We start from the raw sequence: 13,610 nt of genomic DNA, 5'->3' as shown, positions 1-13,610 counted from the left end.
GCTAGCGAGAGTTGGGAACCGAGAGGGAGGTGCGCTTCAAGCGAGCGATACCCGTTGCGTATCGGCTGGCCGAAGCCTGCCTGGCAGCATCACGCGACACAGCGCTTCGGCGAAGAAGAAATCGCCGAACATCGTCGCGCCATCGACGCCTTCATTGTGCGGCCTGGAATAGCAGGAATTCCTCAAAAGTCCGCGCTGCGCCGGTTCGTAGGCGAACTCGTCACGACATAGAGCTTCGAGCATCGCGATTCCATGTTCGCGCCAGCGAACCGCATCAGCCGGGTCGGGATGCAGACGGCCCATTTCGATCAGCGCTGACGCCATGACCGCTGCGGCAGCAGTGTCCTTGATTTGCGCGTCCGCGCCGGTGGCGTCGAAATCCCACGGTGGGACCTGAGCTCCATCGAGCCGGCGCAGATAGTACCCCGCTAGCCGGCCGGCAAGGTCCAGCCAGCTGCGCTTGCCCGTTTCACGCGCGGTGTTCACGTAGCCATAGACGGCCCACGCCTGGCCCCGGCTCCACGCCGATTCGTCGAATGCGCCTTGAAACGTGTAGCCGCGCTTGCGCGCACCGGTTCTCACGTCGTACTCGACCGCGTGATAAGTCGAATCGTCGGGACGGATAAACGCGTTGGCGGTCATGACGGCGTGCGCTTCGGCGGCGAGGCGATAACTGCCGTCCCCGGAATGATTCGCCGCCCAATAAAGCAACGATAGATTCGCCATCGTGTCGATAGCCGAGGCGCTGCGTCCGCGCGGATCGTCGAGCGGGCCCCAGGAAGCGAGGTAGGCGCCGCTGCGCGTGGTGACAAGACGCGCGCGCAGTTTGTCCGCGGCTTCCATTGCAATTTGCGCGTACCAGGAGTCGCCGGTGATGTCGTAGCCGGGCACGGCACTGCTGTCGAAGATAAAGCCGATGTCGTGCGTGTTGCGGTCCTGTGCGCGCTGCGCGACGAGACGCATGCGCTCGCGGGCCCACGAGAGGTATTTGTCCTTGCCCGTGTGCAAATACGAAGTCAGCAACAGTCCGACCCAAAACCCGCAAAACCAGTTGCCGTGGCTCCACGCTGAGCCGTTGTAGCCTGCCGACAGCGACGCCGGCAGCAGCACCCATTTTCCACCGGGCGCTGTTAGCTGAGGGAATTCGACGCCGAGCGTCGGCTCGTCCTCTGCAACTTTGGTCGCAATGCGATCGAGGATATTGGTGAAGAGAGCGGACCGCTCAGAGGACAGTCCTTGGTCTTTGTACGAAGCATTCACGCCTTTGTCTCCTGATAACTTTCGTGTTTCCCGAGTGACGGGGGCACACAAATTCTAGGAGTGCGGCGGTTCCAGCGGTTAGGACGAAGCGCGGCTTATATAGGACTTTCCTACGTCGCACCCGGACGCCTATCGTCCCACTGCTTCAAATGCTCAGTTTCTCGAGGCTGCGACGGAAGTCGATTGGCGAGCGGCCCGTGTGCTTGCGAAAACATCGGCTAAAGTAGGCTGGGTCGTCGAAGGCAAGCTGTGTGGCGATCTCCGCCACATTGACCTCGGAATGTAGCAAAAGACGCTTCGCTTCCAGCATAACGCGTTCACGAATCAGCTTGGCCGCGGTGCTGCCGAGCGCCTGGCGGGTTGCATCGTTCAGCGCGCGCTCTGTGACGTTCAGCAGGCATGCGTAGCGAGCGACGTCGTGGACCGTAGCGAAATGTTTTTCCAGCAGGCTTTTGAAGCGTCGCGACAACAGCACGCTACGCGATGAATTGACATCGGTCACGGCCTCGCCGCCCAGGCGCGCGGACTTGATGAGCAGAACGCGCAGATACGACCAGATCACGTCCTCGTAGCCTGCCTCTTCGCCTCGATATTCCGCATCGATTCCATCCAGCACACGATGAAGGTCCTGAGCTTGCGCGTCGCTCATATAAACCGTGTTTGGAATTCGCTCGAAATCGTAGACCGGAATCTCGGTCTGCGAATGGCGGTTCTGCACTTTGAAGGCGAAAAATTCGGACGAGAAACTGATTGCGTGCCCGACGGTGTCTTCGGACAACACGAAATCGTGGATCTGGCCGGGCGCCATGAAGAACAGCGTATTGGGCCGCACCTCGTAGCGAATCGAGTCGATGATGTGATGACCGCTGCCCGACACGACCCAGACGATGTGATAGAACTCGTGCCGATGAGGATACGGCAACGTCGATTTCATATCTTCAAGGGGCGCGAAATGAAAGTCGATCGACTTGATTCGCGACCCGTACTCATAGTTGGCGATCTTGAAGACCGGCAACTGACAATTGCAACCGCTAAGCATTTAATTTGTCTCCTGCATCCAGCTCGCTGCCTAGCTAATCAAGCGTGCTGTTTCTCCTTCTCCGGTTCAGCATAGAACATAGTGTAATTCTAATTAGCAAAGCGGCCTCACGGCTGTTGTCGAAAACCCGCACAGGTGTGGCCTGGCCTGTTGATCGTCAGATCATTGGAAACGCAATTCCTTCAGAGCCGACAGTCCGGTCAGCACTGGCTTGCCGTCCTGGTTGCGAACCATGGTGTCCATCACGAGAATGCGCTTGGCGGGTTTCTTCTCGACTACGGTCACATGGATCCTGATTGTATCGCCGATAAAGACGGGGCCGAGAAAGCGCAACTCCTGGCCGACGTAGACGAAGCCGGGACCGGTCAACCCGGTATGGGTCGTCGATACCAATGCCGCGGTCAGGAGGCCGTGTGCGACGCGCTGGCCGAATGGCGTGCGCGCCGCGAAGTGCTGATCCATGTGCAAGGGGTTCAGGTCGCCCGACAGATGGCCGAAGGCGTTCACGTCACTTTCCGCGACGGTATGCACGAGCACCTGAGAGCGGCCAATCTGGATATCGTCAAAGCGCAACATCTCGTGGCACTGGTTCAGATGAGTGTTCATGAGGTTCTCCGCCCGGTCAGCGCCGCACCCGCTTCGACCAGCGTATCGATTTCGTCCGGCTCGTAGCCCAGTTCAGCGAGCACCTCGCGGGTATGTTCGCCTTGCCGCGGCGGCTGACGGGTGAGCGGCGGTGCCGTGCCGTCGTATCGGACTGGATGCGCGAGCAAACGAATCGGCCCGGCCTGCGGATGGTCGACCTCCATGATGATGCGGTTGTGCGCTACTTGCGGATCGGCCTCGACCTGATCGTAGTCGTTCACCGGCGCGTACCAGATGTCGTGCTCGTCGAAGCTCGTCATCCAGTCGGCCGTCGTGCGCGTGGTCAGCGCGTCGTAAACAATGCGGTTCAATTCGTCGCGGCGGCGCACGTTGTCCTTCGGGTGCGAGAACGCGGCCAGCAAGGGCTGGGACAAGGCCGCCGCCAGCTTCTCGGTCGGCGTGAGCGAAACGGCGATCCAGCCGTCGAGAGTCCGGTAAACCCCGTAGGGCGACGGATGGAACCGGCTGCCGGTCGGCGGGCTCGTGCGCGGCCACAATGGTCCCTTGTTCAGGTAATAAGTGAACGGCTCGATCTGAAGATCGAGCGCCGCGTTGAGCAGGTTGCTTTCGACCAGCGTGCCTTTACCGGTCCGTTCGCGCGCCTGCAAAGCCGCGACGACGCCGAAGGCTGCCAACGCCGCCGCGTGCTGGTCGACGATCGCGGATCCGACTGGCGTGGGCGGGGAATCGGCCTCGCCGGAGAGCATCGTCATGCCGCTGATGGCCTGTAGCAACAGGTCCTGCCCCGGCCGCTTGAGATACGGTCCCGATGACCCATAGCCGGTGCACGAACAGTACACGAGCCGCGGGTTGACCTCCCGGACATCGTCGTAACCGAACCCCATGCGCTGCAGGACGCCGGGCCGGTAGTTTTCGATCAGCACATCGGCTTCCTTGATCAGCCGCCAGACGATCTCTCTCGCGCGCTCGTCGCGCAGATCCAGCGAGATGCTGCGCTGATTGCGGTTGCCGAGCAAAAAAAACATGCTCACACCTTCGACATACGCATCGAAGCCGGTCCAACTGCGTTCGAACGCGCCGCCCGGCGGTTCGATCTTGATCACGTCGGCGCCGACGTCGGCCAACATCTGCACGGCCGCGGGGCCCTGCAAAAAGTGAGTAAAACTTAACACCTTGATACCTTCCAGCATGACTTGTCTCCTGCCTCGCGTGTCCGTACGTGTTTGGCTGATGGCTCAGGCAAGCAGGTTTCGCGAGATGATCATTCTCTGAATCTCCGAGGTGCCCTCGACGATCTCCAGCACCTTGGCGTCGCCGAATGCGCGCGACACCGGGTACTCGCTCATCACGCCGTAGCCGCCATGTATCTGCAACGCCTGATGAGCCGCCTCCATCGCGCGCTCGGTGGCGAAGAGCTTGGCCATCGACGCCTGCTGATCGAAGCGAACGCCTGCATCTTTCAGCGCGGCGGCATCGTAAAGCATGAGTCGCGCGGCGTGCGCGTGGGCTGCCATGTCGGCGATCTTGAACTGCAGCGACTGGAACTCGGCGATCGGCTTGCCGAATGCGCGCCGCTCCTTCATATAAGCGATCGACCGGTCCAGCGAACCTTGCAGGATGCCCAGCGCGAGCGCGCCGATCAGGATTCGGCCCGTGCTGATCTGCGCAAGCGTCTGTCGCAAGCCTGCACCGCGTTCGCCCAGCAGGTTGGCGGCCGGGATCGTGCAGCGCTCGAAGAACAGCTCGTAGGTGCTCGATGCGCGCCAGCCGATTTTGCGCAATTTGCGTCCGTAGCTGAAACCGGGAGTGCCATTGGGTACGATGAAGTTGGAAATTTCCTTGCGACCGTCGGGGCGCGTGCCCGTTACCGCGGCGATGACGACCGGTCCGGTCACTTCCGTGCCGGAATTGCTAATGAAGGTCTTTGATCCATCGATGATCCATTGGCCGCCTTCCAGCGTCGCACGCGTCGCGATGTTGGCGGCATCGGAGCCCGCGTTGGGCTCCGATAATCCGATCGCGCCCACCTTGCGGCCGTCGAGAATAGGGCGCAAATAGCGGTCCTTTTGCTCATCCGTGCCATAGTTGGAGAGCAGGCTCGCGACCGTCGAATTGGCCATGAGCGAGTTGGCGATCGCGCAATCTACCCGTGCGAGTTCTTCTAACACGATCACATAGGAAAGCCATTCGCCACCGCCGCCGCCCCAACTCTCCGGATAGGGCAGGCCAGCGAAGCCGAGTTCGCCGGCACGCTTCCAGATGTCGTAAGGAAAGGCTTCCGCTTCCCAAAGCTCTTCCGAGACAGGAGCGATTTCGTTTTCCGCGAAACGGCGCACGGCGTCGCGTATCGCGGTGTGTTGTTCGTTTAACCAATGCGGCATGTTCGACTCTGTGAAAAAGCGGGAGATGGGTTGAATCCGGGGCGCTGGGTTACAGCACCTTCAGATAGGTATCGCCAGATGCGACCACCGTGCCGTCCTGGCGCGTGACTTCTGCCCGGAACACGCACACATTGCGATCGTCGTTCTTCTCGCGCAGCGTGAGCCGGGCAGTGACCGTGTCGCCGATGAATACCGGCGCGTTGAACGTGATGTCGTAGCGGTAAGAAACAGCGCCGGGGCTCGGCGCCTTTTGCGCCATATAGCCCATCACAGTCGACAGGAATCCGACAGACAGACAGCCTTGCGCAATGCGCTTCTCGAAGCGCGTGGTTTTGGCGAATTCCTCATTCACATGCACGGCATAGAAATCGCCGACGATCCCGGCGAAGCCGTAGATATCGAATTCAGTTACGGTCTTGGCGAAATCGGCAGTGTCGCCGACCGCGTAGCAATCCATGTGCGGGCGTTTGGCCATTGTGGTCGTGGAAGTGGTTGTCGGTTGTGGAGCCGGCCTTTTCTTTGCGGATTGGGCCCGGCAGGCGTGACTCAAATTTAATGAGTGCGCGTTGCGGACCGTTAGGACGGTTTGGGCGAATGCTTGGACTTTTTTGACTGCATGCGAGCAGTGATTGCAGTCTTCGGCCGGCCCGCAAGCGGCCCGCAGATTGACCGCTGTCAGCCATTAGTCGATACCACCGGGGGTTTTCCCCCGTCTGTGCCGGATGGACTTCCACGCAGTCTGTAAAACGCCTGCTATCGAAGACGCCGTAAAAAAGTACAAGAAATCGGGCGCCCGGTCCTAACGCCCGTTGGGTGCGCTCACGAATACTTGGAACGCCTGCAGACGGATCTACCTGACGCAGCGCGAAGACTACATTCCAGTACGGAAGGAGACGAGATGAAATCATTCTTTAGCGCGCGCCGCGCATGGCGCGCCATGATGGTGGGTACGCTGCTCGCAGCAGGCGTCGTTGTCGCAAGCAGTGCCCGTGCCGACGACCCCATCGTCATGAAGCTAGGCCATACCCTCGCGCCGAACAACCACTATCAGCTGACTGCCCAGGTGTTTGCAAAGGAGGTCGCGCAGCGAACCCACGGTAAGGTGAAGATCGAGGTCTTCCCGCAGTCACAGCTCGGCGGCGAAGTGCAGATGGCGCAAGCGCTGCGCACCGGCACGCAGGAGCTCATGATTTCCGCACAGGCACCGATCGGAAACACGATCAAGCAGTGGCAGATCTTCGATACGCCTTATCTGTTTAGCAGCATCGACGACGCGAACCGAGTTCTGCAAGGACCGGTCGGCCGCAAGTTCCTCGACATGATGCCGGCGGCCAACATGATCGGCCTGACGTGGCTGTCGGTGGGCGAACGCAATCTGTTCACGGCTAAAAGGCCCGTCACCTCGCTCGATGACATGAAGGATATGAAAGTGCGAGTGATGCAGAGTCGCGGCTATATTGCGGGCTATAAGGCACTCGGCGCGAACCCCACGCCGCTGCCTTATAACCAGTTATTTCTAGCGCTTTCGCAAGGCCTCGTCGACGGCGGCGATACGTCACCGGAGCAGTTCATCCAGGACAAATTCTCCGATGTCGCGAAGCATTACTACCTGACCCATGTGAACTACTTGCCCGTGGTGCTGGCAATGAGCAAGAGTGCCTGGACGCGTCTTTCGCCTGACGAGCAGAAGGCGTTCCAGGCCGCTGCCGCCGTCGCCGCGGACTACGACATGAAAGAGTACAAGCACGAGTACGACGACGCGCTTGCAACGATGAAGAAGAATGGCATTCAGGTGACCGAGATAAACACGGCGCCGTGGGCCGCCACGACCGAAAAGGCGCGCCAGAGCCTGCTCAGCGACATTCCCGATGGCCAAGCGCTTTACCAGGAAATCAAGGCGGCCGACAAGTCCGCTGTCGCTTCGAAATGAAGGGAGAGTGCGATGGAAAAGCTTGCCCGTAATCTCCTGTTTATCGACGACCTGGTCCTGAAGATCACGCTGTTCCTATGCGGTGCGCTGCTGCTCACGATGGTGTGCATCGCAGGCCTCGGGGTGGTCTTTCGCTTCATCCTGCACGACTCGCTGTCGTGGTCTGACGAGCTCGCGGCTTATCTGTTCGTGTGGCTCACGTGCCTCGGTGCGGCGGCGGGAGCCAAGCTGCGGGTTCATCCGGAGGTGCGGGTACTGGCCGACCGTTGTCCGCCCGTCTTCGCGCAGACACTGGCGGACCTCACGGACTGCGTAGTCCTCGCGCTCGGCGTGGTGTTCGTTATGTACGGCGGCGACATGCTCGAACTGATGGGCACGGAAACCGCGACCTCTCTGCCGTTCTCCATGGTCTACCCGTATCTCTCGATTCCCGTGTGCGGTGCGTTGCTGGTGTTTCATTCCGCCGTGCGAATCGCGGTTTCCCATCTCGCGCCCGGCGCGCAAACGAGGCCGTCTCTGTTGCAGGGCGTCTCCGAACATATTTGAGGTGAATCAACATGTGGGCACTCGCTCTAGGCGCCGGGTTCCTCGGCTTGGGTGTACCGGTGGCCATTTGCATCGGCATTGCGGCGACGATTGCATTGACGCTGAATGGAACCCCGCTGCTGGTGATTCCGCAGCAACTGTTTTCGAACCTGAATAACGTCGGCCTGCTGGCCATCCCGTTCTTCATGTTGACCGGCGCAATCATGGATGCGGGCGGCGTCTCGCGCCGGATCATCGACTTTTCGCAGGCGCTTGTCGGGTTCATGCGCGGCGGAATCGGGCAGGTGACGATCGTTGCGAGCATGTTCTTCGCCGACCTGTCCGGTTCGGCGACTGCGGATACCGCAGCGATCGGCTCGGTCATGATCCCCGGGATGGTCAAGCAGGGATACTCACGCGCGTTCGCAGTAGCGCTGCAGTCGGCGGCGGGCTCACTCGGATTGCTGTCGCCCGTGTCGATGAGCATGCTGGTGTACGCCTACACCGCCAACGTTTCGGTAGGGACGATGTTCGTCGCGGGAATCGTGCCGATGCTGCTGGTGGTCGTTTCCTTCATGCTCGTCAACTACGTGACTGCCGTGCGCCAGAACTATACGGCGGTCGAAGCGTTCTCGGCCAAGCGGCTGTGGACCACGTTCAGACAGGCGATCTGGGCGTTGCTGACGCCCGTGATCATTCTGGGCGGCATCCTCGGCGGCGTCTTCACGCCGGTTGAAGCAGGCGTCGTCGCGGCGCTCTATGTGACGCTGGTGAGCGCCTTCATCTTCAAGTCGCTCAAGCTGTCGCAGTTCAGCGAAATACTCACACGCACGGCCATCAATACCACGCGGGTGTCGTTTCTTCTCGGCCTCGCGTTCGTGCTTGGCCGCTATCTGATCGAGGCGCAAATTCCGTTACACGTCGCCAACAGCTTCCTGGCCGTGACGACCAGCGCGTTCGTATTGCTGATCCTGATCAATCTCTTCCTGCTGGCAGCCCATACCGTACTGGAAACGATCTCCAGTATCGCGGTAGTGATCCCCGTGTTCCTGCCGCTCGTCGTGCAGATGCATATCGACCCGGTGGTGTTCGGCGTCATCGTACTGGTCAACTCGGCCATCGGCATCAACCTGCCGCCGATCGGCTTTTGCCTCTTTACGGCTGCGTCCATCGGCGGCGTGTCGGTCGAAAAAGCGACTCGGGCGATCCTGCCGTTCATCTTCGCGCTGGCGGTCGACTTGCTGCTGATCATCGTCTTCCCGCATATCCCGCGCTTCCTGCCGAACCTGCTGGCCATCAAATAACCCGACAACGATGGGCCGCTGGCTGCGCGCCACTGGCCCTATCTCTATGACTCCGTATGCGTCGACTGTTCGCACGCGAAAAGCGATCGGACTACCGAGAGGCTCATCATGAACACGACTCACATCGAGCGAAGCGGGGCGGCGCCGGTCCCGCTGGCCGCATTCGACGACCTGCAGTACATCAAGCTCGAACAACCCATTGGCTTCGTCTGGTTGATCACGTTGAATCATCACGACAAGCGCAATGCGCTCTGTATACCGCTGCTGGTGGAACTGGCGCGCGTGCTCGCGGCCGCGGAAGCCAGCGACGAAGTCAGGGCTGTCGTGCTCACCGGCGGGGAGCGTTTCTTCAGCGCCGGTGCGGATATTGCCGACATGGCGGCACGCGGCGTCGCAGGGTATGCGGACCCGGTGCGCCTCGCGAGCTGGAAGGCGATTGAAGCCTTTCCGAAGCCGCTGATCGCCGCGGTCAACGGCTTTGCCATCGGTGGTGGCCACGAGCTGGTGATGCTGGCCGATATCGTCATCGCGGCGGACGACGCTAGCTTCTCCCAGCGGGAGATCGTCATCGGCGCACTCCCGGGCGATGGCGCGACGCAGCGCCTGCCGCGCGTGCTCGGCAAGACACTGGCGATGAAACTGGTGCTCACCGGCGAGCCGCTGACGGCAGCCGATGCCGAGCGCCACGGACTCGTGACCGAGGTCGTCGCGCCGGCGCGCAGCATCGCGCGCGCTGTTGAACTCGCGTCGCTGATCGCCGCCCGCGCGCCGCTCGCGGTCCGACTGGCCAAGCGCGCCGTGCTCGATTCGTTCGAAACCAACCTTCAGCAAGGCCTGAAGTGCGAGCATCAGGCAAATCTCGACGTGTTCAAGACCGAGGATCGCGCCGAAGGCCATCGCGCATTCGTCGAAAAGCGACCGCCGCATTTCAAGGGTCGCTGATCACTGGTGCGTCGCGCATGCGCCTCTCGACAGCGATCGGCAACGTTGCCGTGGTTTTGACCGGGATCGATGCAGGTATCCACGCCGCGGTCTTGCGGATGTTCCGGCTAACGCGGAGTTCAGTAGGGTTCTGGTCAGTCTCACCGGATAGCCGGACCCACGACGTAACGGAGATCATATGAACGGGCTGAATGGTATCCGCATTCTCAGCTTCAATCATTTTCTGATGGGCCCTTTGGGCGTGCAGCACCTCGCCGATTGCGGGGCCGACGTCATCTCGGTTGAACCTGTCGACGGCGCGTTTCAGCGCAAGTGGGGCGGCGCGAACCGCGCCATCGATGGACAGACAATGCTGCTTCTGATGGGTAATCGCAATAAGCGCAGTCTGGCGCTCAATCTCAAGGACCCGCGGGCGATCGACATCATCATGAGCTTGCTGCCTGAAATCGACGTGGTCGCCGAGAATTACCGTCCCGGTGTGATGGAACAGCTGGGGTTGGGTTACGAGGCACTCAAGGCAGTCAAGCCGGACATCATCTATGCGTCCGGCTCTGGATTCGGTCCGGATGGACCGTATGCCAGCCGGCCGGGACAGGACCTGATCATCCAGGCAATGTCGGGTATCGCGACAATCACCGGAACCGTGCAGGACGGTCCGCGCGCGGTGGGCGTGTCGGTCGTCGATCATCACGGCGCCGCGCTGTATGCGAACGGCATCCTGACGGCACTGCTCAACCGCGAGCGTACGGGTCAGGGCTGCCGGGTCGACGTAAGCCTGCTGGCGGCTGCGCTCGATCTGCAACAGGAGTCTCTCACCTGTTTCCTGAACGGCGACGGCCGTGACGACGTGCGACAGGCGGGGCGTGTATCAGGTTGGTACTTCCCCGCACCGTACGGCATCTATGCGACTGCCGACGGTTTCATCGCACTGTCGCTAAGTCCTCTCGACATCATTTATCAGATCCTCGAGATCCCCGAAAACGAGTGGATTCCCACGAAGCGGGCATTCGACGCGCAGCAGGAAATCTCCGCCTTGCTCGGGCGCCGGCTTGCGCAGCACACGACGGCGCACTGGTTGCCGCTGTTCGAGCGGCATCATGTCTGGCACGCGAGCGTCAACGATTATGCGCAGGTCGTCGCCGATCCGCAGGTGCGCCACTTGAAGAGCTTCGAGACGGTCGAAGGGGCATCAGGTAGCCCAGTGACGCTCGTGAATCATCCTGTGCGCTACGACGGGAGCGCGCCGGCCATTCGCACGCCGCCGCCGCGATTGGGCGCGCATACGATCGACATCCTGTCAGAGGCGGGAATGAACCGGCCGATGATCGACTCGCTGCTGGCGGACGGCGTAATCGGCGTTGCTGAGGACGCCCGAGCCGTTGCGGCGGACCCGGCGAAAAGCGGAGTGGCGTGAAGCGGTGATCTAGCGATCCATGCGGCGAGTGTGCGGTACTCGTCGATGAAAACAGGGGAAGCAGGCATGAGTGACAGATACAGGGAAGTCAGTACGGATGTGCTGGTCGTTGGCAGCGGTGGCGCTGCGCTGCGGGCAGCGCTCGAGGCTGAGTCCAGCGGCGCTGATGTGCTGGTCGTGATCAAAGGAGAGTTTCGCAAAAGCGGCGCGACGTTTCATAGCGTAGCTGAAGTGGGGGCCTTCAACGTGCCGGACGGAGCAGGCGATCCCAGCGATAATCCAGATGTTTTTCTCGCCGATATCCTGCATGCCGCTCAAGGCATGGCCGACCCGCGCTTGAGCGCGATTCTCGCGAACGAAGCGCACGACTCCCTGCGCTACCTCGAACAGTACGGCGTAAAGTTTGAGCGCGAGGATGACCACTACCTGGTTTTTCGCGCGTGCTTTTCTTCCAGGCCGCGCTCACATGTGATTCATGAGCACTTCAAACCCATCGTGAAATCGCTGGGCACCGAAGCGTCCCGGCGTGGCATCAAGGTCATGGACCGGTTGATGATCGTCGACCTGCTTTCGCAGGACGGCGAATGTCTCGGCGCATACGCGATCGATTCCGATGGAAACCCGCTGCTGATCCGTGCCAAGTCGACGATTCTTACCACTGGCGGCGCAAGTCAGCTGTTCGCCCAAAACCTGTACCCATCCGACATTACCGGCGACGGCTATGCAATGGCTTATCGCGCGGGCGCGAGACTGGTCAACATGGAGTTCATGCAGGCCGGTGTGAGCGTGCTGACGCCTTTCGTCAACCTGTTTGGCAACTACCTGTGGGACGCGCAGCCGAATCTCACCGACCGCGATGGCAGGGCCTTCGTACCTGACTATCTGCCGGCCGGGCTCGCTCAGGCTGATGTCATTCGGCAAAAAGAGCGGCACTTTCCGTTCAGCTCGAGCGACATCTCGCGCTACGTCGAAATTTCGATTCAGAAGGCACTCAACGATGGTCGCGGCACGGCTGAAGGCGGGGTGTTCCTCGACTTCGCCGGGTGCAATTTCGAATCGATACTGGCTGACAAAAGCCGAAGCATCGCAAGGATGTGGCCGCTCACCTGCCAATGGTATAAGGAGCACGGCGTCGACCTGTACCGGGACAGAGTGCAGATCACCTGTTCCGCCCATGCGATCAACGGCGGTTTATATATCGACGAGAACGCGCAGTCCAATCTGAAGGGTCTGTTCGCCGCGGGCGAGGTGGCAGCGGGTCCACATGGCGCCGACCGTCTCGGCGGCAATATGGCCGTTACCTGCCAGGTCTTCGGCCGCCGGGCGGGCCTCGCCGCGGCCGAACGCGCCAAAAAGATGACGCACCGCGCGATAACCGGGGCCTTGGACGACAACCGCACGGTCGCCTCGCAATTCCGCCGAAATGGCAGGCACACGCTGGACGAACTGAAAGCACGGATTCAGCAGTGTGCAAACCGGTATTTGCTGATCGTGCGCGAGGAAGCCGGGCTCCATACCTTCAGGCGTGTCTGCAGGGAGACGCGAAACCAGTTGTTTCAGGACACGGTGATCGGCACGCCGGCTGAACTCATGCGGGGCATCGAATTGGCGAACTTGATCCAGGTGGGTGAATTGATGGCTTCGGCATCGCTTGTCAGGCGCGAGAGCCGGGGTGGTCATTACCGCGAAGACTTTCCCGAGCGCAACGCGGACTTCGCCTGCAACATATTCCTCGAGCGGAACGTGCCTGAAGGTCTGTGGTTAGGGCGGCTGGCGGATCTGTCGTCGTGAGTCGGTGGCTCGGCGATCTACGACGTGCCTGTGGGCGAGGTGTGGCCAATCGACAGGATCCTGTCGCTGAAGGAGAAGATAGAGGCTCACGGGCTGACACTGGAAGTGATCGAAAGCGTGCCGGTGCACGAGGACATCAAGCTCGGCAAACCGACGCGCGACAGGCTCATCGCCAACTATGGCGAGACCTGGCGTAACCTCAGTTCCTGCGGCGTGAAGGTGGTCTGCTACAACTCCATGCCGGTTTTCGACTGGACCCGCACCTCGGTCGGCCGTCCGGCTGTGCGCGAAGCGCTGCAAACCCTGCAGCGCTCCGGCATCGTCGAGATCGTGCACGGCGAGCGCGCCCGCGTCGTGGTGCCCACCGCGGATCGTCTGATCGGGCAACTTGCGGGCGGGGCGATGCATCTGCTGCGCA

General features: G+C 61.0%; 13 protein-coding genes. 7 read left to right on the top strand and 6 right to left on the bottom strand.

Going from position 1 to position 13,610, the window contains the following annotated elements:
• Positions 1-36 precede the first annotated feature (36 nt).
• From JMY24_RS32810 to JMY24_RS32785, 6 genes are all read right to left on the bottom strand, one after another.
• Complete coding sequence (locus tag JMY24_RS32810; RefSeq protein ID WP_128593945.1) at positions 37-1,260, bottom strand: glycoside hydrolase family 88 protein; 1,224 nt, start codon at positions 1,258-1,260, stop codon at positions 37-39.
• A 145-nt stretch (positions 1,261-1,405) separates the two neighbouring features.
• On the bottom strand, positions 1,406-2,299 hold the full coding sequence (locus JMY24_RS32805) for a helix-turn-helix domain-containing protein (RefSeq protein WP_128593944.1): 894 nt from the start codon (positions 2,297-2,299) through the stop codon (positions 1,406-1,408).
• A gap of 162 nt (positions 2,300-2,461) precedes the next feature.
• Positions 2,462-2,905, bottom strand: a complete 444-nt coding sequence (locus tag JMY24_RS32800) for a MaoC family dehydratase (RefSeq protein ID WP_128585608.1) — start codon at positions 2,903-2,905, stop codon at positions 2,462-2,464.
• Complete coding sequence (locus JMY24_RS32795) at positions 2,902-4,095, bottom strand: CaiB/BaiF CoA transferase family protein (RefSeq protein WP_201703633.1); 1,194 nt, start codon at positions 4,093-4,095, stop codon at positions 2,902-2,904. The genes JMY24_RS32800 and JMY24_RS32795 overlap by 4 nt, the downstream gene beginning before the upstream one ends.
• Positions 4,096-4,140: 45 nt before the next feature.
• Entirely contained in the window at positions 4,141-5,286 is a 1,146-nt protein-coding gene (locus JMY24_RS32790) for an acyl-CoA dehydrogenase family protein (protein WP_128593943.1), read from the bottom strand.
• 49 nt (positions 5,287-5,335) lie between these two features.
• Positions 5,336-5,761, bottom strand: a complete 426-nt coding sequence (locus tag JMY24_RS32785; RefSeq protein WP_128585606.1) for a MaoC family dehydratase — start codon at positions 5,759-5,761, stop codon at positions 5,336-5,338.
• A gap of 423 nt (positions 5,762-6,184) precedes the next feature.
• Here JMY24_RS32785 and JMY24_RS32780 point away from each other — a divergent pair, with 423 nt between their 5' ends.
• The 7 genes from JMY24_RS32780 to JMY24_RS38690 all read left to right on the top strand — a co-directional run.
• Positions 6,185-7,216 carry a TRAP transporter substrate-binding protein gene (locus JMY24_RS32780; protein WP_128593942.1) on the top strand — a complete coding sequence of 344 codons (1,032 nt, stop codon included), beginning with the start codon at positions 6,185-6,187 and terminating at the stop codon, positions 7,214-7,216.
• Positions 7,217-7,228: 12 nt separating this feature from the next.
• Positions 7,229-7,762, top strand: coding sequence for a TRAP transporter small permease (locus JMY24_RS32775; protein ID WP_128585604.1), 534 nt, complete (start codon positions 7,229-7,231; stop codon positions 7,760-7,762).
• 11 nt (positions 7,763-7,773) lie between these two features.
• Complete coding sequence (locus JMY24_RS32770) at positions 7,774-9,045, top strand: TRAP transporter large permease (protein ID WP_128585603.1); 1,272 nt, start codon at positions 7,774-7,776, stop codon at positions 9,043-9,045.
• A gap of 108 nt (positions 9,046-9,153) precedes the next feature.
• Positions 9,154-9,987 carry an enoyl-CoA hydratase-related protein gene (locus tag JMY24_RS32765; RefSeq protein ID WP_201703631.1) on the top strand — a complete coding sequence of 278 codons (834 nt, stop codon included), beginning with the start codon at positions 9,154-9,156 and terminating at the stop codon, positions 9,985-9,987.
• A 178-nt stretch (positions 9,988-10,165) separates the two neighbouring features.
• On the top strand, positions 10,166-11,401 hold the full coding sequence (locus JMY24_RS32760) for a CaiB/BaiF CoA transferase family protein (RefSeq protein WP_128598272.1): 1,236 nt from the start codon (positions 10,166-10,168) through the stop codon (positions 11,399-11,401).
• A gap of 66 nt (positions 11,402-11,467) precedes the next feature.
• Entirely contained in the window at positions 11,468-13,192 is a 1,725-nt protein-coding gene (locus JMY24_RS32755; protein WP_128585601.1) for an FAD-binding protein, read from the top strand.
• 30 nt (positions 13,193-13,222) lie between these two features.
• On the top strand, positions 13,223-13,610 hold a 388-nt coding region (locus JMY24_RS38690), incomplete at its 3' end, for a mannonate dehydratase (RefSeq protein WP_236597630.1).

The organism is Paraburkholderia kirstenboschensis (assembly GCF_904848585.1).
In the GTDB taxonomy this organism is placed as follows: Bacteria; Pseudomonadota; Gammaproteobacteria; order Burkholderiales; family Burkholderiaceae; genus Paraburkholderia; species Paraburkholderia kirstenboschensis.
The sequence above is the reverse complement of the archived record's forward strand: the minus strand, read 5'-3'. Positions and strand labels throughout refer to the sequence as shown.